18 protein-coding genes and 1 pseudogene are annotated in these 19,580 nt (G+C 61.5%); 12 read left to right on the top strand and 7 right to left on the bottom strand.

What is annotated here, in order from left to right:
• Window positions 1-51: 51 nt before the first annotated feature.
• The 3 genes from AC1ECN_RS20405 to AC1ECN_RS20395 all read left to right on the top strand — a co-directional run bounded on the left by AC1ECN_RS20405 (window position 52) and on the right by AC1ECN_RS20395 (window position 3,407).
• Window positions 52-1,590 carry an amino acid ABC transporter permease/ATP-binding protein gene (locus AC1ECN_RS20405; RefSeq protein WP_130663329.1) on the top strand — a complete coding sequence of 513 codons (1,539 nt, stop codon included), beginning with the start codon at window positions 52-54 and terminating at the stop codon, window positions 1,588-1,590.
• Between the two features lie 96 nt (window positions 1,591-1,686).
• A complete protein-coding gene (locus AC1ECN_RS20400; protein ID WP_130663328.1) occupies window positions 1,687-2,817 on the top strand; it encodes an NAD(P)/FAD-dependent oxidoreductase in 1,131 nt (376 codons plus the stop codon).
• Window positions 2,818-2,900: 83 nt separating this feature from the next.
• Entirely contained in the window at window positions 2,901-3,407 is a 507-nt protein-coding gene (locus AC1ECN_RS20395; protein WP_130665531.1) for a hypothetical protein, read from the top strand.
• A gap of 20 nt (window positions 3,408-3,427) precedes the next feature.
• Here AC1ECN_RS20395 and AC1ECN_RS20390 read toward each other — a convergent pair whose 3' ends face one another.
• Window positions 3,428-4,156 carry an endonuclease/exonuclease/phosphatase family protein gene (locus tag AC1ECN_RS20390; protein ID WP_477953934.1) on the bottom strand — a complete coding sequence of 243 codons (729 nt, stop codon included), beginning with the start codon at window positions 4,154-4,156 and terminating at the stop codon, window positions 3,428-3,430.
• 119 nt (window positions 4,157-4,275) lie between these two features.
• Here AC1ECN_RS20390 and AC1ECN_RS20385 point away from each other — a divergent pair, with 119 nt between their 5' ends.
• Window positions 4,276-5,238 (top strand): lysylphosphatidylglycerol synthase domain-containing protein, encoded by a 963-nt coding sequence (locus tag AC1ECN_RS20385; RefSeq protein WP_130657009.1) that lies wholly within the window; start codon window positions 4,276-4,278, stop codon window positions 5,236-5,238.
• Here AC1ECN_RS20385 and AC1ECN_RS20380 read toward each other — a convergent pair.
• On the bottom strand, window positions 5,185-6,696 hold the full coding sequence (locus AC1ECN_RS20380) for a phospholipase D-like domain-containing protein (protein WP_130665530.1): 1,512 nt from the start codon (window positions 6,694-6,696) through the stop codon (window positions 5,185-5,187). The genes AC1ECN_RS20385 and AC1ECN_RS20380 overlap by 54 nt on opposite strands.
• 115 nt (window positions 6,697-6,811) lie before the next feature.
• On the opposite strand from AC1ECN_RS20380, the gene AC1ECN_RS20375 reads away from it, so the two are divergent.
• The gene (locus AC1ECN_RS20375) at window positions 6,812-8,056 is read left to right on the top strand and encodes a DUF763 domain-containing protein (protein ID WP_024319708.1); all 1,245 of its coding nucleotides are present in this window, start codon (window positions 6,812-6,814) and stop codon (window positions 8,054-8,056) included.
• A 70-nt stretch (window positions 8,057-8,126) separates the two neighbouring features.
• Here AC1ECN_RS20375 and AC1ECN_RS20370 read toward each other — a convergent pair whose 3' ends face one another.
• From AC1ECN_RS20370 to AC1ECN_RS20360, 3 genes are all read right to left on the bottom strand, one after another.
• Window positions 8,127-8,528: a pyridoxamine 5'-phosphate oxidase family protein gene (locus AC1ECN_RS20370; protein ID WP_130663324.1), complete on the bottom strand. Its 402-nt coding sequence runs from the start codon at window positions 8,526-8,528 to the stop codon at window positions 8,127-8,129.
• A gap of 190 nt (window positions 8,529-8,718) precedes the next feature.
• Window positions 8,719-9,636, bottom strand: coding sequence for a DMT family transporter (locus AC1ECN_RS20365; protein ID WP_024319710.1), 918 nt, complete (start codon window positions 9,634-9,636; stop codon window positions 8,719-8,721).
• A gap of 261 nt (window positions 9,637-9,897) precedes the next feature.
• On the bottom strand, window positions 9,898-10,614 hold the full coding sequence (locus tag AC1ECN_RS20360) for an SDR family oxidoreductase (protein ID WP_024319711.1): 717 nt from the start codon (window positions 10,612-10,614) through the stop codon (window positions 9,898-9,900).
• A 258-nt stretch (window positions 10,615-10,872) separates the two neighbouring features.
• Here AC1ECN_RS20360 and AC1ECN_RS20355 point away from each other — a divergent pair, with 258 nt between their 5' ends.
• Window positions 10,873-11,685, top strand: a complete 813-nt coding sequence (locus AC1ECN_RS20355; protein ID WP_477953930.1) for an AraC family transcriptional regulator — start codon at window positions 10,873-10,875, stop codon at window positions 11,683-11,685.
• Window positions 11,686-11,731: 46 nt separating this feature from the next.
• Here the strand turns inward: AC1ECN_RS20355 and AC1ECN_RS20350 are convergent.
• Both AC1ECN_RS20350 and AC1ECN_RS20345 read right to left on the bottom strand, forming a co-directional pair.
• Window positions 11,732-11,817, bottom strand: a pseudogene (locus AC1ECN_RS20350) (type II toxin-antitoxin system VapC family toxin); the annotation flags it as partial.
• A 123-nt stretch (window positions 11,818-11,940) separates the two neighbouring features.
• A complete protein-coding gene (locus tag AC1ECN_RS20345) occupies window positions 11,941-12,864 on the bottom strand; it encodes a LysR family transcriptional regulator (RefSeq protein ID WP_024319713.1) in 924 nt (307 codons plus the stop codon).
• A gap of 101 nt (window positions 12,865-12,965) precedes the next feature.
• On the opposite strand from AC1ECN_RS20345, the gene AC1ECN_RS20340 reads away from it, so the two are divergent.
• The 6 genes from AC1ECN_RS20340 to AC1ECN_RS20315 all read left to right on the top strand — a co-directional run bounded on the left by AC1ECN_RS20340 (window position 12,966) and on the right by AC1ECN_RS20315 (window position 19,559).
• The gene (locus AC1ECN_RS20340) at window positions 12,966-13,991 is read left to right on the top strand and encodes a YeiH family protein (protein ID WP_050574259.1); all 1,026 of its coding nucleotides are present in this window, start codon (window positions 12,966-12,968) and stop codon (window positions 13,989-13,991) included.
• 100 nt (window positions 13,992-14,091) lie between these two features.
• Window positions 14,092-15,642 (top strand): acyl CoA:acetate/3-ketoacid CoA transferase, encoded by a 1,551-nt coding sequence (locus tag AC1ECN_RS20335; protein ID WP_477953928.1) that lies wholly within the window; start codon window positions 14,092-14,094, stop codon window positions 15,640-15,642.
• Complete coding sequence (locus tag AC1ECN_RS20330) at window positions 15,639-16,445, top strand: SDR family NAD(P)-dependent oxidoreductase (RefSeq protein ID WP_477953926.1); 807 nt, start codon at window positions 15,639-15,641, stop codon at window positions 16,443-16,445. The genes AC1ECN_RS20335 and AC1ECN_RS20330 overlap by 4 nt, the downstream gene beginning before the upstream one ends.
• Window positions 16,442-17,293, top strand: coding sequence for a MaoC family dehydratase (locus AC1ECN_RS20325; protein ID WP_130682919.1), 852 nt, complete (start codon window positions 16,442-16,444; stop codon window positions 17,291-17,293). Before AC1ECN_RS20330 ends, AC1ECN_RS20325 begins: the two co-directional genes overlap by 4 nt.
• Window positions 17,290-18,057, top strand: coding sequence for a histidine utilization repressor (gene hutC, locus AC1ECN_RS20320; RefSeq protein ID WP_130682917.1), 768 nt, complete (start codon window positions 17,290-17,292; stop codon window positions 18,055-18,057). The genes AC1ECN_RS20325 and hutC overlap by 4 nt, the downstream gene beginning before the upstream one ends.
• Complete coding sequence (locus AC1ECN_RS20315; RefSeq protein ID WP_130682915.1) at window positions 18,054-19,559, top strand: HAL/PAL/TAL family ammonia-lyase; 1,506 nt, start codon at window positions 18,054-18,056, stop codon at window positions 19,557-19,559. The genes hutC and AC1ECN_RS20315 overlap by 4 nt, the downstream gene beginning before the upstream one ends.
• Window positions 19,560-19,580 lie beyond the last annotated feature (21 nt).

Below are 19,580 nucleotides of genomic sequence, written 5' to 3'. Positions count from 1 at the left end.
GCTCTGCCGGACGGCGGCGTCTGCGCCGGGCAAGAATTCATGGGGATCTGAATGAACTGGCTTGAAAATCTGCGCCGCAGCTTCCTGGACTGGGATGCCATGGCGGAAGTTCTGCCGAGCATGATCAGCATCGGCCTGAAGAATACGCTGATCCTGGCCGCGGCCTCGACCGTGCTCGGCGTCGTCATCGGCATGGCTCTCGCGGTGATGGGCATCTCGCAGTCCCGCTGGCTGCGGCTGCCGGCACGCATCTACACCGATGTTTTCCGCGGGCTGCCGGCGATCGTCACGATCCTGATCATCGGCCAGGGTTTTGCCCGGATCGGGCGCGAGATCTTCGGTCCATCGCCATTTCCGCTCGGCATCCTGGCGCTCAGCCTGATTGCCGGAGCCTATATCGGCGAAATCTTCCGATCGGGCATTCAAAGCGTCGAGCGCGGTCAGATGGAAGCCTGCCGGGCGCTCAGCATGAGCCACGGGCAGGGCATGCGCCTGATCGTCATCCCACAAGGCATCAGGCGCGTTCTGCCGGCGCTGGTCAATCAATTCATCGGAAACGTCAAGGATTCCAGCCTTGTCTACTTCCTGGGATTGCTCGCCTCCGAGCGGGAGATCTTCCGTGTTGGGCAGGATCAGGCGGTGGTCACGGGCAATCTGTCACCACTGCTGCTGGCGGGCGTCTTCTACCTCGTCATCACCGTGCCGCTGACCCACTTCGTCAATTATATCGATGCGAAACTGCGCCTGGGCAAACAAGGCCGCGGCTCGGGTGCTGCGAGCGGATTGGTCGAGGTGAGCGAGTTGCAGGCCGCCACCAGCCCTCATCCCACGGTCAAGGTGGTCGAGGAGAGGACGCCGCGCTTCAAAGGCGGCGTCCTGAACATCCGCGACCTCACCATGGCCTACGGCGATCTCGACGTGCTGAAGGGTGTCGATCTCGACATCGCCGCCGGTACCGTCACCTGCATCATCGGCCCTTCCGGCTCGGGCAAATCGACGCTGCTGCGTTGCATGAACAGGCTCGTCGAACCGAAAAGCGGCGACATCCTGCTCGATGACGAGAGCATCCTGGCGATGAAGCCGGAGAGGCTGCGCCGGCGCGTGGGGATGGTGTTCCAGCACTTCAACCTGTTTCCCGACCACACGGCACTCGAAAACGTCATGCTTTCGCTGACCAAGATCAAGAAAATGCCGAGGCAGGAGGCGCGGCGCATCGCCGAGGCACGTCTGGCCGATGTCGGTCTTGCAGAACGCAAGGATCATCGGCCGGCAGGTCTGTCGGGTGGGCAGCAGCAGCGGGTCGCCATTGCACGCGCGCTGGCCATGGATCCGGAGGTCATGCTGTTCGACGAAGTGACCAGTGCGCTCGATCCCGAACTGGTGAAAGGCGTGCTCGACCTGATGGCCGCCTTTGGCCGACAGGGCATGACGATGGCCGTGGTGACGCATGAGATGGGATTTGCGCGCAGGGTTGCCGATCAGGTCGTCTTCATGGATGAGGGCCGCATCGTCGAGGCCGGCTGCCCGCAGCAGATCTTCGACAATCCCCGAAGCGAGCGGCTGCAGCGCTTCCTTGCGGAAGTCCTCTGAAGCGCCTTAGGCAACGCATGGTGCCCCCGGTCGTCTTGATGGCGGGTGCGCCGGATTTCATTCGATCTAGCAAGAGCAGACAACAAGGTTATCGACATGAATGCTTCCACCAAACCTTCGAAGGTCGTCGTCATCGGCGGCGGGATCTTTGGCGTCTCGACATCGGTCCATCTGGCACGGCTCGGGGTCCGCACCGTGCTCATCAATGACGGCCCCCTTGCCAACGGCGCCTCCGGCCGTTCGCTCGCCTGGCTCAACTCGGCGCGTAAACGCACCGACGCCTATCACAGGCTGCGGTTGGCCGGCATAGATCGCTATCGCACACTGGCCGTCCGGTATCCCGATGCGCCGTGGCTTCGCTTCGACGGTGGCTTGACCTGGGATGCGGACGATGCCGGCAACGAGATCGCTGAGATCTTCGACTATGAGCGCGATCTCGGCTATCACGCGCAATGGCTCGCGCCGCAAGGGATTGCCGCGGCGACGCCGGGTGTCGACGAAAATGCGGTGACGCGGCAAGGCGCGATCTTCAACCCCGGGGAGGGCTGGGTCGATCTTCCGTCCTTGATCGGCATGCTTGCGGAAGAATTCCGCACCCTGGGCGGCGTGATCGTCACGGACGCGGGTCGCGCGACGGTCGATATCGACGGCGGGCGTGCCCGTGGCGTGATCACGGCAGACGGCATGCGCCGCGATGCGGATGCCGTACTGCTTGCTGCTGGCGGCGACGTCCCCGCAATCGTGGCCGAGGTCGGCCAGCATATCGGCGATGCAACGCCGGTCGCCCTTCTCGTCCGGACCAAGCCGATCCGCCATCCATTGCAGGCGGTGCTCAACACGCCTCGCATTGCTATCCGGCCAACGCCCAGCGGCGGCTTCGCGCTCGATTCCGCCTGGTCCGAGGAAGAGGTGAGCGTCAGGCTCGACGGCAGCTACGAAGTCAGGCGATCGACGCTGGAGGGGTTGCTGCGCGAGGCTTCCAGAGTTCTCGAAGGCAATCCGGCGCTGGAGATCGAGGATTACGGGGTTGGCCCGAAGCCCATCCCGGGCGACGGCGAGCCGGTCTTCGGCGAGCTGCCGTCAATCCCTGGTTATTTCGTCGCCTTCAGCCATAGCGGCGCCACTCTCGGCCTGATCGCCGGCGAACTGCTGGCGGACGAGATCGTCAGCGGACGCCGCCATCCGCTGCTGGCAGACTTTCGACCGGAGCGTTTCAGCGCGTCGTGACGTGAAGGCGGCAGCAGGAGCAGCCGATGCATCCTTCTGACCCGTCGAGCGTTCTATCGCCAGGAAACAACTGGAGACGCATCATGTTCAAGGACGAACTCGGGGATACCGGCACAAACAAGGATATGCGCGACGGTGTAGAAACCGCGCCGGCCTCCTTCGAAGAGGCGAGCATCAATCCTGATCTTATCAGACGTGAGGGTTTTGCCAGCGATGCTGAATATCGGGCGTATATTGCGACACTCGGAGGTGATGCTTCGGTCGGAGGCACCGTCGAGGAACCGCTCCTGGTCTCCGATGGTCATGCCCTGGAAGGCCGGTTGCGAGAACTGAGAGAAGAACTCGAAAACCTCCGCGCTCGCCTTCACGTGATCCAACATCAGGCCGCGACCGTCGTTACGGAGAACGTCCGATGGGCCGATGCGAGCGCCCATGCGCAGCTTGGCAATCAGCCCTGGCTCAAGCTGGCAGGCGCAATGGCGGCGACCTTCGTCGTCACGAGGGGCATCATGCGTTTGCCTCTGGGAGCCGTGGCGACGACGGCGCTACCGTTGGTGGCGGCGGCGATGAACCGGAAGCTCGCCCGGTGAAAGTCGTCGTCGATGACGGATCAGGCGAAGCCGATTTCCGCGAGCAGAGGCAGGTGGTCCGAGGCAATCCTTGTCAGGCGGTTTTCCAGGACCGCCGCCTGTTTGACGATGAGATCGTCAGTGACGAAGATGTGGTCGAGGCGCATCAGCGGGTAGCGCGAGGGAAAGGTCGCTCTAGGCGCGGCGCCGCTTGCGAGCTGGGCGTCCTTCAATGACCGCGCGGCAAGTCGGTAAGTCGCCGATGACGGAATGGCGTTGAAATCGCCGCAGAGGATGGTTGGAAGAGGTTCATCCGCCGTGCCGCGCAGCCAGCCCGGGTTCAGCAATGTCGTCATCTGCCGGATGCGCTCGCGGCCTCGGAGGCCGAGATGAGTGTTGACGACCAGCAGTTTTCTGTCGCCGACCAGTATTTCGACGGAAATGGCGCCGCGCTGTTCGCCGATGGATGGCAATGGTCCGGCCTTGACCGCGCCTGTCGGCAGCGAAGTGATGATCGCATCGCCATACTGCTCCTCGGCGATCGACAGCGCTGGATGGAAATGAGCCTGCATCTTCAAAAGCGAGGCGATCRCATGGGCCTGGTCAACGCCGCCAGTCCTGCGCCTGAGGACGTCGACCTCCTGAAGAGCGACGATATCAGCCTCAGCCTCAGCGATGACAGACGCGATGCGGCCGGGATCGAGCTTCCGGTCGCCGCCGATACAACTGTGCACGTTATAGGTCAGGAGTTTGATTGATTTATCCGGCATAGGCCCCGCTGAACTCGTTCCCCCCGGGAGAACATAGAATGTGTTCTCCGGGGAACACAAAACTAGTTTGATCGTTCCCGATGATCGAACCATCGCGCTCGCACTCCTGAGGACAATCGATGAGCTTGAAAAGCATGATATGGAATGGACTGCTCGTTGCTGCCCTTTGTCTTGCTGTCTTTCTCCTCTATCGGATCTTCCAACAATACAGCCTCGATCAGATCGTCCAATCGGTTCGCAGCATACCTTTGTCGACCTTTTGCATGGCACTTCTCTTTGCGACGGGGTCCTATCTGTGCCTGAGCTGCTTCGATGTCCTGGCGATCCGTTCGCTCGGCAAATCCTTGCCCTATTCCAGGATTGCACTGGCGTCCTTCATCAGCCTTTCGCTCGGCCACAATATCGGCTTTGCCGGGCTGAGCAGCGGCGCCTTTCGCTATCGTTTCTATTCGCGCTGGGGGCTGACGGCGGAGGACGTGGCGAAGATCATCCTCTTTTGTGGTGTCACGGTGGGGCTTGGGCTGATCACACTTGGCGGTCTTGCCATGATCGTCAATCCCGGCGATGCCGGGCGCCTGCTGCGCATCGACCCGGCAAGTGTGCGCATCTTCGGTTTGCTGGCGCTGGTCGTGCCGGGGGTCTATGCGGGCCTGGCGTTTTTCATCCGCGGCACGTTGCGGCTGTGGCGCTGGTCGTTTCAGCTACCGCGATTTTCGATCGCGGTCGCACAGGTTGCGGTCGGGACGATCAATTTCATGCTCGTCGCCGCCTGCCTGCATCAGATGCTTTCGGCCTTCGGCGACGTTGCCTTCTTCAGGTCGGTGACGGCGTACGTGCTTGCCAATTCAGCGATCCTCGCAACCCATGTTCCGGGCGGTCTCGGCGTGCTTGAGGCGACGGTCTCCTATGTCGTGCCGAAGGAGGCGTCGATCGGCGCGCTGATTGCGTTTCGCTGCGCCTATTTCTTCATTCCGCTGGCGCTCGGCACGACGCTTCTCGTCATCAGCGAGGTCGTTTTCCGACGGACGTCACGCGGGGCGAATGAGGAGGCGGACGAGCGCGCCGAGGCCCAGTCGGTCTAGGGGCGCGAAGGGTCGAACCGGATCGAAGAGGGCGGTGCCTAAAATCGGCGAAATGCTGCCCGGCAGCTCGACGGTGAATTCCCGTAAACCCCGAGGCCCGTCATTGAGCGCGTCGACTGTCTCGATCAACGAGCCGCTTTGCATAAAGGCTGCGGCAAAGCTTTCCGGGGTGGTTCCGAGATATTCCGAAAGCAGGCGATTGCGCAGATCCACGATCGCGCGGCGATGCTCGTTATTACCGGCCTCGACAAGCATGTCACATTCGCAATCCAGCCCTTCCGAGCGATTGTTGAGGTTGGACGAGCCGATTCGGACCAGTTCGTCATCGGCAATCATCAGTTTGGAATGGACGAGCACCTCCACCTCGCCGTTCTCTCCGGGCGTGACTGGCCCGGGCACGACAGCATAGTAGACGCGCAGGCGGTCCGCACGATCGGCGCGTTTCAGGCGGCGGATGACCCTGTCGCGATTGCCGCCCATGACAATCTTTTCGATCAGCCCGTGAGAGCTGCGCGTGCAGATGATGACGACTTCGGGGCAGTCCTCCTCCTGCAGCCGCGCGGCAATGGCGTCGGCGACGCGGAAGGAGGCAAGATATTGCGCCTCGATGTAAAGCTGCCGCCGCGCCCGGGCGATAATGTCTAATGTCATGGCGATGCCGTCGCTGATGCCGGGGCGAAGTGCGGTCGAGGGCTCCGTCAGCGCGAAGCTGACCGCGATCTCCTTCAGGGGAACTGCGAGATCGTCCGGCCAGGCGAAGGGGACGTTTTCGGCCAACGACAGGTGGCTTTCGCCGGTGGCGTTTTCCCAGCGCCGCCTGGCGATATCGCCGATCAACCTGGCAGCATCGCCGGTGACCATTGCCTGAACGTCGTGCAGCGGATCGTAGGAAACGCCCTCGGGGTCGCGCCGTAGCTTATCCTTGGCGCGGTGGAGCCAGGTGTCCCACCGGCGCGACGTCAGATCTATGCCGCCGATGAAGGAGACGGCATCGTCGATACAGACGAGTTTCTGATGGTGGCAGCCGCGCAATGTCGGCTGAAGTTCGAAGCGTAAATCGATCCGCGCATTTCTGGGAAAGTTTTTCTTCCGCAGCGGCTGCAGGGACTTGCCAGAATAAACGGGACCGAGCGCCCAGATGAGGATGCGTATTTCGAGCTTCGGATTTGCCGCTGCCAGGGCATGCAACAGGTCGGCCAGCGTTTTGTCGGACTTATCGGGTTCCAACCGGATGTTCGGATTGAAATCCCACCCGACGATCCAGATGGTGCGCCGCGCCTGTCGCAACGCGCGCGCCAGCTCTGCGAAATAGCTGTTGCCGTTGATCAGGAAGGCCGCCTTCGCAGCGCTCCCTTCCGGGGACAAGGCGCTGCCCTCCTGTTTCTGGCGGCCGCCCGGCCGTTGTGATTTTGTCTGGGGCAAGCTCGGGTTATTGAAGATGGTTTCGAATGTCGTCATGATTGCCTCGGCCTCTAACTGGAGCACAAACGCCCGGAATTTGCCTGAGTTCCCCGATAGCGTCGGCCAGTGGCGCGCTGTGGGCAGCCTGCGATGCAAAATGCAAGGAAACGAGATGTCACAACGAGCAGGCAGCGCCGATCTTCCTCTTCACGGGGGACGCGTACCGTATTGGCTCGGCGACCGGATGACGCGGTTGGGAACGCTGATCACCGAGGCGATCGTTCATCATTATGGCCGCGACGAATTCCTGCGCAGGCTCGCGCATCCCTTCTGGTTCCAGTCCTTCGGCGCGGTCATGGGCATGGACTGGCATTCCTCAGGCATCACGACCAGTGTTCTCGGGGCGTTGAAGCGCGGGCTGAAGCCGCGTGCCGGCGAGCTCGGCCTGCATGTTTGCGGCGGCCGCGGCGCGCATTCGCGCAAGACGCCGCAGGAACTCGTCTCGATCGGCGAGCGTGTCGGTCTCGACGGCGAGGGGCTTGCGACCACCAGCCGTCTTATCGCCAAGGTCGACAGCGCCGCCCTTCAGGATGGGTTCGATCTTTATCTGCACGGGTTCATCGTTGCCGATGACGGCCATTGGGTGGTCGTGCAGCAGGGCATGAACGGCGACAGGCGGCAGGCCCGGCGCTATCACTGGCTGTCCGAAGGCCTGGAGAGCTTCGTCGACTCGCCGCATGCGGCAATCGAGGGAAGGAGCCAGGGCGAGATCGTCAATCTTGCCGACCGGCGCGCCGAACGCTCGCGGCGCGGTCAGCTCGATCTGCTAGCGACCCTCGGTCCCGACCGGATCATCCGCGAAGCCGCCGCATTGTTGCGCGCCGAAGCGCCGGCGCCCGAACCCGCCGCACAGCCGATGCTGCCGCACCTGATCATGCCTGCCCATCACGACGTCCGCGAGAGCGACGTCAACATGCGCCGCCTGCATGGAAATCTGGCTGCCGCCGCCGATCGCGGGCCGGCGGAATTCGAAGAGCTGCTGCTCGTTCCAGGCGTTGGCGCCCGCACGGTGAAGGCGTTGGCGATGGTGGCGGAAGTCGTCCACGGCGCACCCTGCCGTTTTTCCGATCCGGCGCGCTTCTCGATCGCCCATGGCGGCAAGGACCGCCATCCTTTTCCGGTCCCGCTCAAGGTCTATGACGAGACGATCGCCGTGATGAAATCGGCGGTGCAGAAGGGCAGGCTCGGACGCGAGGAGGAATTGCAGGCGCTCAAGCGCCTGGACGATCAGTCCAGGCAGATGGAACGCTATGTGACAGGTCCCGACCTCAAAGAATTCATCGCCGGCGAATTCCGCCAATCCGCCGATTTCGGAGGCCGGAGCGTCTTCGGTTGGGAGGAGCCGCCCGCAGAGTAGGGCACCTTTTTATGCCATTACCCTAACTCGCTGAGCCAGGCAGGGCGACCTCGCCGTTTTTCTCACCATCTCAGTACCGGATGGAGGATGCTGAAACCTTGATAAGAACGATCCCGGGAGTGTTCACACCTTCAGGAAACCACCGCTCGAGATCGGGGACCCAATGTTCTTGGAATGCAGCCTTGTCCCGTACCAGCGAGGCGAGGCCCTCGACAGCGATGAAAATCCCCGGTTTGCCGAGGAGGCTGGGAGGTGCCGTGAACGTCAGCGAGACGGTGTCGATGCCTTCGATCTCCGTGATTTTGCTGCTGTCTTCATACGAAAAGAACCAGGAATCCCCGTCATATTCGACGTCGCCGTTGTTGCTCATCGGCCGGGCCGAGATGCGGCCCGACCCGGCGTTCGTCGACAGCATGCAGAAATCGATCTTCTTCAGTTGCGAGGACAGGTCTTCGAGGGTCATGGACGCCATTGCGATCTCCCAGGTTTGAATGCTCGGGAGTAGCGTGCAAGCGTCCAAATTGTTCCGTGGAACGCCCGCGTGACTGAGCCCCCATCCGTTTGATCTATTCCCGCACGGTTTAAGGATGGAAGTATGTGGGAATTCCAGGAGTTACAGCAGCGTCCCATGCGAAGCTGAAAGATAAGCAGCGCTGTAGCCCTCAATGACCGTCGGGCGGGACGGCTTCGACCGGAACCGTCTCTTTCAGGTTCTTCCGGTGGAAGATGAAGAGCCCCGCAACGACGATGATTGCGGCACCGATGATGATCTGTGCATCGGGAATATCGTTGAAGAAGAGGTAGCCGAGGACGATCGCCCAGAGCAGCAGCGTATATTGCAACGGGGCGAGCAGCGATGCCGGTGCGAGCTTGAGCGAGCGGGTGATGAGCAGATGCGCGCACGAGGCGACGATGCCAAGCAGCAACATGCCGGACCAATCGATGAGGGTTGCCGACTGCCAGTGGCCGACGCTTAAAACGATGCCGGTGACGAGCGCGGCGATCGTCTGCCATGTCACCAGCGTCGTGTCGCTGGTCGAGCGCAGATAGCGGCTCATCACCAGCGACAGCGCAAAGGCAAGGCTGCCGGCAAGACCGAAGAGCGATGGAAGCGACAGCATCGCCATGGACGGACGCAGCGCGATGACGACGCCTGCGAAGCCGATCAGAACGGCCAGCCACCGGCGCCAGCCGATCTTTTCTCCGAGAAAAAAATGCGAGAGCGCCGCAATGTAGATCGGACCGGCCATATAGAAGGTCATCACATCTGCGAGCGGCAGATAGGCGACAGCGGCATAAAACAGCGCGACATCGCAGGTCGCCATAAAAACACGGATGAACTGGAGGCCCTTCTGCTCGACGCGGAACAAGGCCATCGGCCCTTGCCGAAGGATCATTGGTCCGAGCACGATGAAAGCGCCAATCGAGCGGATCACCAGCACCTGGCCGACGGCAAAGCTGGCGACCAGCCACTTGCCCATTGCATCGTTCAGCGCAAAAAGCAGATCGCCAAGCAGCATCAGCAAGACGCCGGTCATGATCAGATTTCCGGCATTGGCTACGCCAGTCTTGGTCGTCATCTTTGGCATCCTCGCAAAACGGCCGCGCATGCGCGGCCGAGTGCGGCTTCTGCCTTAACGCTGCCGATGTCAATGGTCAGTTTGAAGCGGCTGCACTCGAATTTGCCAAGGGGTACAGCGAGCGACAGTCTTCGTTCACCTTGACCGACAGCTTAGTTGTCTGACCGGCGGCACCGCGACGTACGATCGTGGAACCAGCGATTAAATTGGCTGTCTTTAGGAAAGGGCGCACCGGCCCCCGCCCTGGACATTAAGTCAGGCTCACCAAGGTAGTGTGCCCTTGTCATTGATGAAGGCACCCGTCTGGCCGTCGTTCGCGACTGCAAGCTGGACGATGATCTCAGCCGCCTGCTCGACCGTCCGATAGCCTGTATTGCCGTTAAAATCGGTCTTTGTGTATCCGGGATCCGCGCTGTTGACCCTGATGCCGAACGACGCGAGGGCCTTGGAAAACGATACGGTCACTGCGTTGAGGGCGGTCTTCGAGCTGTTGTAGCCCATGCTGTTCACACCATAGAATTCGCTCTCCGGGTCTGTCAGGGCGCCAAGCGAACCGAGCTCGCTGCTGACGTTGACGACATTGGCGGACCCCGCTGCTTTGAGCAGAGGCAGGAAAGCTTGCGTAATTCGGATCGGCCCGAATACGTTGATCTCGTAGACCTGACGGATGTCGTCTAAGGTCTGATCCGCCGGATCGATGAATGCTCCGGGTATGCCCGCATTGTTGACCAGTGCGTCGAGCTTGCCGTCTTCCTGTCTGACACGATCCGCGGCTGCCTTCACACTTGCGTCGTCCTCGACGGCAATTTCAAGGAAGCGCACATCGTGACCCTGAGCTCGCAAAGTTTCCGCCGCACTCTCACCGCGCCCCGCATCGCGGGCACCAAGCCAAACACGATAACCCAATCCCCCGAGCCGTCGAGCGGTTTCAAAGCCGATGCTCTTGTTGGCGCCGGTGATCAATGCATTCTTCGACATGGTCGTTCTCCATTCTGGTTGCCCGTCCAATATGAGTAGGCGCCTTTCCGGCCGCGTGCCAAATTCTATTGAACTCTTGCCTAATCCTGCCGAAAGACTTGCGCGCGTTGGAGGAGGGTGCAATTTAACAGCATGGACAATGTGGGCGAAGAACTAAGGTCCCTGATCGACAGGCACTCGCGTGGCGGTCGTACGACGACCGCCATTCCACGCGTCGGTTTGCTAAGAGCAGAACGCACGACTGAGCCGACGGCAGGCATGACGGAGCTTGTCATATGCCTGGTGTTACAAGGCGCCAAGGCAATCACTTGCGGCGAGAACGTATTGCACTATGGAGGGGGCAGCTACTTCGTGGCCTCGGTCGAGGTTCCTGTCTTTGGCAGAATATCCGAAGCGAGCCTCCAGAAGCCATTTCTCGGCGTCGGGTTCAGCTTTGACGCCCGTAACATCGCCGACCTTCTGATTGAGATGCCTGATGTGCACGATCCGGAATTCTTATGTGGCCTCGGCGTGAGTCCGACCGATCCTCAGCTCGAAGAAGCATTTCTACGGATGATGCGACTTCTCGATAGGCCAAACGAAATTTCCGTCATGGCACCAATGATTGAGCGGGAAATCCTGTTCCGGCTATTGCGGGGACCGCAGGGAGCGAAGCTGCGGCAGATCGCACAGATCGACGGCCGCCAGTCTCAAGTCAGGCGGGCGCTCGCCTGGATTCGCGAAAACTTCACGGAATCTTTCAAGGTCGAAGATCTGGCGCGGATGACGGGAATGAGTGCTTCGGTGTTCCACCGCCATTTCAAGGCGGCAACGACCATGACGCCCATCCAGTATCAGAAGCGGTTCCGTCTCCACGAGGCACGCCGTCTGTTGCTCGAGAYTCCGGGCGACGCCGCCCGTGTCGCTTTCGCCGTCGGCTATGAAAGCGCGTCCCAATTCAGCCGGGAATACGGGCGGCTGTTCGGACTTCCGCCCGCCCGCGACGCAAGCCGGCTTCGCGCCAAGCCTATTGCGCCGGTGACGTCGGACGCATCAGACGATGCGGTGACAAGTTTCGGACGCGCAATCTAGCGAGCCTCGTGATAGTATTGTTTCAGGATTTGGCTGGCACGTTCATCCATAAGCCCGCTCGCTGATCAAGGAGCACCGATGGCAGCAAGTGGGCATCCATGTAGCCATGCCCATGCTGAAAATGTCATGACGTCGTCGTGCGTGGCGACCACCATAATGCCATGAAGCAGGCCAAACCGTTCCCGCGGGCGTGGAAGAGTACTGCTGACGCGCCTGTGAGCAGCAACGACAAAGACCGTCGGCGGCTTGGATCAGCTAGAGCGCCCAATCATCCCAATTTTGGACTTCGGCAGCTTTGTCCTCGCGGCAAATGGTTTCCAGCGCCAGCGAGGCACGACTGGAGTGCCTTTGTTTATGCCGCAGGATCTCAAATTGGCGGGACGGCAGAGGGAAGCGCGCCTTTACCAGCAGACCTTGCGTCAAGAGTGGCGCGGCCACGGCTCCCGAAACGACTGTCGCGCAGAGGCCCTCCCTTGCTGCCGATATGACCGCCTCGTTCGACGGCAGTTGCAGCGCGACAGCCAGATCTCCGGGGTCTATGCCGAGATTGGAAATCGCCGCCTCGAAAGCCGACCGGGTTCCGGACCCCTTTTCCCGCATGACCCATTTTGTGCCCGAAACCAGGTCTGCCGGTGCAATTGGTTTGCCACGCGCCCAGGGATGGCGCGGACCGACGACGACAAGGAGTTCGTCCTCGGCAAGCGGCTGAACATGCAGCGCCGGCTCATCAACGCTGCCTTCGACGAAACCGACTTCGGCCAATCCATCGAGAACCGCTTTTGCCGCCGTGGTCGTGTTGCCAATCATCAGCTTCAGGTCAATGCCCGGGTAGCGGATCTTGAAACGCATCAGCATCGCCGGTAGCCAGTAGCTGGCGATCGTCTGGCTCGCAAAAACGACCAGTTCACCCTTTTGCAAGCCGCCGAGATCGGACAGGACGAGTGCTGCGGCCTTTGCGCGCGCCAGCGTCGCTCTAGCCTCCCCCAGAAACACCCGTCCTTCATATGTCAGCTCTATGCGGCGTCCGACGCGATGGAAAAGCTCGACGCCATAGGAGGTCTCGAGATTGCGGATAGCCGAGCTGACGGCCGATGGCGTGAGCCCGATCTCAAACGCGGCCTTGGTCAGATGCTCGCGTTCCGCAACCGCGACGAAAATGGAAAGCTGTTCAAACGTCATTGATTCAATCGTTCGATTTTAGCGAATGAACTATGCTATACTATTCAATAGAAGTCGACAATCGAGTGTGGKAGATTACGGTCCTCCGCAAGGACTTGCCGATGATCGTTTCCGCCTCACGTTCCCTGTCGCTTCCTGCCGCCCTGCCAGGACTCCTCCTGTGTGCGGCAGTCACGCTCTCTGCGTATCTCGTTGAACAGCTGCAGATGATGGTTTTCGGCTCGCATTGGATCGAGAGCCTTGTGCTTGCCATTCTGATCGGCATTGCCGTGCGCTCCTCGGTCTGCCTGCCGCAGACCTTCATTCCCGGCATCCAATTCGCCGCCAAGACACTGCTCGAGATTGCGGTCGTGTTGCTCGGCGCCTCGCTCAGCACGGCTGCCATCCGACAGGCTGGATTGCCGCTTGTCGGCGGAGTTGCCGTTCTGGTTGCTCTGTCTTTGGCCGGCAGCTTTGTTATCGGGCGGCTCTTCGGGCTGTCGGCCAGCCTGGCGACGTTGGTTGCTTGCGGCAATTCGATCTGCGGCAATTCTGCGATTGCCGCCGCAGCGCCCGTGATCGGCGCCAAACCCGACGATATCGCCGCCTCGATAGCCTTTACCGCGCTGCTCGGTATCGGTGCCGTGCTGACGCTGCCGCTTCTTCACCTGCTCTTTGGTCTCAGCGCCGTACAATATGGCGTTTTCGCCGGACTGACAGCCTATGCCGTCCCGCAGGTCTTGGCGGCCACGGCCTCTGCCGGAGCCGTCAGCACCCAGGTGGGCACGCTCGTCAAACTGATCCGCGTGATGATGCTCGGACCCGTCATCCTCGTGCTCGGCGCAGTTCATGGCCGCCGTCCTGGCGGTTCGCCAGTCAAGCTCCGCCATGTTCTCCCATGGTTCATCCTCGGTTTTGCAGCCATGGCGACGCTTCGTTCCCTCGACGCGATCCCGGCGCCGCTGCTGCCCGGAATGGGGGCTGTTTCCGCCGCCTTCACCGTCACCGCCATGGCGGCTTTGGGCCTCTCCGTCGATGTCAGATCCGTCGCCCATACCGGCGGTCGTGTCCTCGCAGCGGCGGCGCTGTCGCTGTTGGCGCTGGGGGCTCTCGGGCTTTGCCTGATCGGGCTGCTGAATATCGTCTGATCGAGGTGATATGCCCAAAATACTTGCAAAGAATCCGGTTGCCTTCCAAACGATCAGCGGCTAGCCTGTATATACAGGTTAGGCGGAAGCATAGATCGTCATGCGGGTCATCTCTTCACAGCAAGCTGCGGATCTTCTCGAAGACGGGATGACTGTCGMTGCTTCCGGTTTTGGAGGATGCTGCCATCCCGAGGCCATTACGGCCGCTGTCGAGGAGCGTTTCCTCGCCTCTGGAAAACCCCGCAACCTGACGCTTCTGTTCGCTGCCAGTACGGGCGATCGTCAGACGCGCGGCATGGGGCACTTCGGTTATGAAGGCCTGGTCGCCTGTGTGATTGCCGGGGGATGGCGCGGAACGCCGCGCCTTGGAAAGCTTGCGATCGAGGAAAAGATCGAAGCGCATTGCTGGCCGCAGGGCGTCATCGCGCAACTCTATCGGGCGATTGCGGCGGGTCAGCCTGGAGTGGTCACCCATATCGGTCTCGGTTCCTTCATGGATCCGCTTCATGGCGGCGGCCGCATGAATGCGACGACACCGCGTTCGCTTGTCGAGCGTGTGTCGTTGCGCGGCAAGGAATGGCTGCTTTATCCGTCGATGCCGCTCGACTGCGTGCTCTTGCGCGGAACGACGGCCGACGAAGACGGGAACATCACGCTCGAGGACGAGGCCTTCCCGCTCGATGTGCTCGCCATGGCACAGGCGGGCCGAAACTCCGGTGGCATCGTCGTCGTGCAGGTCAAAAGGATTGCCGAGCGCGGCTCGCTGCAGCCCAACGATGTTCGTATCCCGGCGGCGCTCGTCGATTATGTCGTCGTCTGTGATGATCCGGCCCAGCACGGCATCAGTTTCGCTGAAACGGACAATATCGCCTATACCGGGCGCGTCCGGATGGCGGTGAGCCGCCTGCAGCCGGCGCCGCTGTCGGTCGATAAGATTATTCAGCGACGCGCCTTCCTGGAACTGGCGCCGCTGAACCGCCCGACGATCAATCTCGGCATCGGCATTGCCGCCGGGATCGGCCGTATCGCCAGCGAAGAGGGATTCGACGATTATACCGTGACGATCGAATCCGGCGTCATCGGCGGCGTGCCGGCCGAAGAGCTGTCCTTCGGCGCCGCGGTCAATCCGACCGCCATCGTCCCACAGGCATCGCAGTTCGACTTTTACGACGGCGGCGGCCTGGACATCGCCTTTCTCGGCATGGCCGAGGTGGATCGGCATGGGGCGGTCAATGTCAGCCGCTTCAACAATTCCATCGTCGGGGTCGGCGGATTCACCAATATCTCGCAGACAGCCAAGCATGTTGTCTATCTCGGCGCATTTTCGGCGGGCGGCGCGCAAATTGCAGTTGCCAACGGCAGGCTCGACATCATCCAGGACGGCCGCCTTTGCAAGATCGTCGAGGCTGTCGACCAGATCAGTTCGAGCCCAGCCTTTGCGCCGGAGGGACAGTCACAGCTCGTCGTCACTGAGCGGGCGGTTTTTCGGGTGATCGGCGGATGCTTGACGCTGACGGAGTTTGCCCCCGGCATCGATCTTGCCGCCGATGTTCTCGACCGCCTGCCGAAGGGCATCGCGGTGTCGGACCAGCTGAAGCAGATGGATGTGCGCCTGTTTTCGACCCATGCCATGAAGGACTTTGCCCCATGAAAATCGATGGAGCCGCCATCATCGTCACGGGCTCGGCAACGGGTGTCGGGGCTGCATGCGTGAAGCAATTCGCCGAGGGCGGCGCCCGGGTGGTCATCAACTACAGCCGCAGCAAAAAAGAGGCCGATGAGACCGGCGATATCTGCCGCAGTCTGGGCACGGAGGTCGAGATCGTCCAAGCCGACGTTGCCGACGACGCGGCTTGCCGCCGGATGGTCGCGATTACCGTCAATCGATGGGGACGGCTCGACGCCTTGGTGAACAATGCCGCAATGACGGTCATATCCGATCCTTTCGATCTGGAGACGCTGTCGGCCGAAGACTTCCAGAACGTTTTCGGTGTCAACGTCATCGGCGTCTATCAGATGTGCCGGGCGGCGATACCTGCGATGCGGAACAGCGGCGGCGGTGCGATCGTCAATGTCTCATCCAACGTTGCCTTTACCGGCGGCGGCAGTTCGCTTGCCTATACGGCCTCCAAGGGTGCGCTCAATGCGCTGACTTTGGCCTTGGCGCGCACCTGCGGTCCCGATATCCGCGTGAATGCGGTTTGCCCCGGCATCATCGATACGCGCTGGATGCGCGACACGCTCGGGCCGGATGCCTATGGAGCCATTGCCAAGCGATTTTCGGAAACCGCGCCGCTCGGCCGGGTCGCGACACCGGAAGACGTTGCCGGCGCCATAGTCTGGCTTGTTCAGGGGGCTGACTTCGTCACCGGTGAATTGCTTTCCATTGACGGCGGCATCCGCCTGTCCRGTGGCGCTCGCAAACCCGCGACATCCGGGGGAGYCGCATCGTGACGCTATCGGCCCAATCCATCCTCGACTTCCCGGTGCCGCAAGCGACACATGTGGTTACCGCAAGGGATGCCATCCTTTACGCCCTGTCGGTTGGCTACGGCACCAACGCGCTCGACGAAAAGACATTGAACTACGTCTATGAACGCGATCTCGTGACCGCGCCGACCCTTGCCAATATCGTGGCGCATCCAGGCCCTTGGATGCAGCAGACAGGCGTCGACTGGGCGCGTCTGGTGCATTCCGAACATCGGCTGACCATCCATCGGCCGGTTCCTCTCGATGTGCCGCTGATCTCTCGCTCGCGCGTCTTGTCGGTGGTCGACCGCGGCGTTGAGAAAGGGATGTTCGTCAGCTTCGAGCGCTTGATCGCAACCGTGGACGATGATGAGCCAATCGCGACGATCGTCCAGACGAATGCGTGCCGCGGCGACGGTGGGTGCGGTTCGGCGGGATCTGCGCCCGAACCCTTGTCGAAAGTCCCGGACAGAGGGCCGGATCTTAAAATCAATGTCGACATCCCTGACAACGCCGCTCTGCTTTATCGCCTGAACGGCGATCTCAATCCGCTGCATGTCGACCCGCGGGCAGCCGGCAAAAGCGGCTTTGACCGGCCGATCCTGCATGGGCTGTGCAGCTTCGGTTATGCGGGTTACGCCATTGTCGCTGCCATCGATCCAAGCCTGGCGAGCGGGTTGAGCACCATCGCGGCGCGTTTCAGCGCGCCGATCTTTCCCGGCGAAACGATCACCGTGCAGATGTGGCGGAACGATGCCGAGATCCGCTTCAGGGGGCTCGTTGCTTCTCGCGGCGCGACCATCCTCGACAATGGCATGGCGAGGTTGTCATGACGAAAGCGGTCAAACCCGCCGCCGGCGAGGCGCGCCATTATATCAGGATCAAGGAGCAGATTCTGGCCGAGATCGCCGAGGGCAAGCTGCAGCCGGGAGACCGGGTATCCTCTGAGAGCGAATTGGTGGCGGCATTCGGCGTCAGCCGCATGACGGCGAACCGGGCGCTGCGGGAGTTGATGTTCGAGGGTGTTCTCAAGCGATCCGCCGGGATCGGAACCTTCGTGTCGCCAAAGCACCTCGACGTCGATCTGCTTCAAATCCGCAACATAGCCGACGAAATACTGGAGCGGGGCCACACGCATCAGGCGATGGTGGTCAAGGCCGGCTTGATGAAGGCGGATGCCAACGTCGCCGACGCGCTCGAACTCATCCTCGGCGCTGAGGTGATGCATTCGCTGATCGTGCACATGGAAAACGACCGGCCCATTCAGGTCGAGGAGCGCTACGTCAATCCGCTGGTCGCGCCCGACTATCTGTCGGCCGACTTCCGCAGCATGACGCCGCACGAATATCTGACGGAGGTGGCTCCGATAACGGCGTTCGAACATATCGTCCAGGCCGTCAAACCGGATCCGGCCATACGCAAATATCTCGGCCTCAGGAATGATCACCCTTGCCTGCGCGTCTTTCGAAGAACCTGGTCAGGCGAGGCCGTCGTGACCTGTGCGCTGTTATACTATCCCGGCGCGCAATATCGGCTGGAAGCACGGTCCACCAAGGGTCCCGCACGGCCCGTAGCCATTCTCGGAGAGAAACAGTGAGCGCCACCAATTCTCCATCGATCATCTTCAGTGCGGCGGCGCCGACGATCGAGGACATCGCAGCAATTGCCCGTCGTCACGCAAGGATCGAGGTATCGGCCGAGGTCGAGGCCCGGATTGTGGGCGCGCGCGCCGTCGTCGATCGCTATACGGAAAGCGATCTGCCGGTCTATGGCCTGACGACGGGACTTGGGGCGGGGGTCGATACCCGACTTGCAACGGAAGATCTGGTAGCGTTCCAGATGCGTGTGCCGCAAGCCCGCTCCGTCGGTGTCGGGGAACCGCTTGCCGAGGAATCCGTGCGGGCGATGATGGCCGTCAGGGCCACCGGCATGGCGGCGGGCGGTTCCGGCGTTTCGCTGAAAGTCTTCCAGGGTCTGATTGCCGCCATCAATGCCGGTGTCCATCCTGTCGTCCCCTCATTGGGCTCGATCGGTGCGGCGGATTTGGCGCCGCTTGCCCATATGAGCCGGGGCCTTCTGGGCTTCGGTGAGATCGAGTTTGACGGCGAAGTGCTGCCGGCCGCCATCGCCCTTGACAGGGCCGGCCTGAAGCCCCTCGAATTGGCGCCGAAGGACGGGCATGCGCTTGTTGTGGCCAACAGCCTCTCCATCGGCCTCGCCTGCTTGGCGCTTGTGGATATCGAGCGGCTCTTCGATTGGTCCCTGAAGGCGATTGCCGTTAATTTCGAAGCGTTCCGGGCCAATGTCAGTGCCTTCGACGACCGCGCGCTGGCTGCGAGACCGGCCTTTGGGCAGCGCCGCGTCGCCGCTCAGCTGATGGAGCTTCTTTCGGGCAGCTCCTTGCTTGCCGCCGATGCGGCAAGGCGTCTGCAGGATCCTTTAAGCTACCGCTGCACGCCGCAGGTTTGGGGCGCGTTGCGGCATGCGATCGATGAGGCAAGGCAGGCGACTGACATAGAGCTCGTCAGTTCCAGTGACAATCCTGTCGTGATCGCATCCGAGGGCGTCATTCTTTCACACGGCAATTTTGACATGACCGCTTTTGTGCTCGCCTGGGAAAGGCTGGGGCAGGCGATGGCGCATTGTGCGGCAGGCACCGCCTATCGGATCATGAAGATCATGTCGCCTGGCATGTCCGACCTGCCACGCTTCCTGACCCCGATGGGCCAGAGCCGTACCGGTTTTGCGACCGTGCAAAAGACCGTCTCGGCCATGGAAGCCGAAATCCGCCATCTGGCCATGCCGGTTTCGCTTTCGCCCATTCCTGTCGCCGATGGCGTCGAAGACCAGGCATCGATGGCTCCGAGCGTTTTGGCAAAGGCGCAGGCGATCGTCGAGCGCCTGCGCTATCTGGTCGCCATCGAACTGATTGCTTCGGTACAGGCCGTCGAGCTCAGAGGCGTCTCAGGCGAATTGGGCAAGGGATCGGCGGAAGCCTATGCCTTTGTCCGCAACCACGTCCCGGCGCTTGAAGAGGATCGCGCGCAAGGGCCGGATTTTGCGACGATTGCCGCATTGATCGGGCGTGGCCCGCAATAAGCCGGTTTGCCACTGCCCCGG

The sequence above is a fragment of the Rhizobium sp. 01N447_2 genome (genome assembly GCF_056399245.1).
The sequence above is the reverse complement of the archived record's forward strand: the minus strand, read 5'-3'. Positions and strand labels throughout refer to the sequence as shown.

What these genes read in the sequence shown, in the direction of transcription:
- AC1ECN_RS20405 (WP_130663329.1), top strand. Translation starts at nt 52, where the DNA reads ATGAACTGGCTTGAAAATCTGCGCCGCAGCTTCCTGGACTGGGATGCC.
- AC1ECN_RS20400 (WP_130663328.1), top strand. Translation starts at nt 1,687, where the DNA reads ATGAATGCTTCCACCAAACCTTCGAAGGTCGTCGTCATCGGCGGCGGG.
- AC1ECN_RS20395 (WP_130665531.1), top strand. Translation starts at nt 2,901, where the DNA reads ATGTTCAAGGACGAACTCGGGGATACCGGCACAAACAAGGATATGCGC.
- AC1ECN_RS20385 (WP_130657009.1), top strand. Translation starts at nt 4,276, where the DNA reads ATGAGCTTGAAAAGCATGATATGGAATGGACTGCTCGTTGCTGCCCTT.
- AC1ECN_RS20380 (WP_130665530.1), bottom strand. Translation starts at nt 6,696, where the DNA reads ATGACGACATTCGAAACCATCTTCAATAACCCGAGCTTGCCCCAGACA.
- AC1ECN_RS20375 (WP_024319708.1), top strand. Translation starts at nt 6,812, where the DNA reads ATGTCACAACGAGCAGGCAGCGCCGATCTTCCTCTTCACGGGGGACGC.
- AC1ECN_RS20370 (WP_130663324.1), bottom strand. Translation starts at nt 8,528, where the DNA reads ATGGCGTCCATGACCCTCGAAGACCTGTCCTCGCAACTGAAGAAGATC.
- AC1ECN_RS20365 (WP_024319710.1), bottom strand. Translation starts at nt 9,636, where the DNA reads ATGACGACCAAGACTGGCGTAGCCAATGCCGGAAATCTGATCATGACC.
- AC1ECN_RS20360 (WP_024319711.1), bottom strand. Translation starts at nt 10,614, where the DNA reads ATGTCGAAGAATGCATTGATCACCGGCGCCAACAAGAGCATCGGCTTT.
- AC1ECN_RS20345 (WP_024319713.1), bottom strand. Translation starts at nt 12,864, where the DNA reads ATGACGTTTGAACAGCTTTCCATTTTCGTCGCGGTTGCGGAACGCGAG.
- AC1ECN_RS20340 (WP_050574259.1), top strand. Translation starts at nt 12,966, where the DNA reads ATGATCGTTTCCGCCTCACGTTCCCTGTCGCTTCCTGCCGCCCTGCCA.
- hutC (WP_130682917.1), top strand. Translation starts at nt 17,290, where the DNA reads ATGACGAAAGCGGTCAAACCCGCCGCCGGCGAGGCGCGCCATTATATC.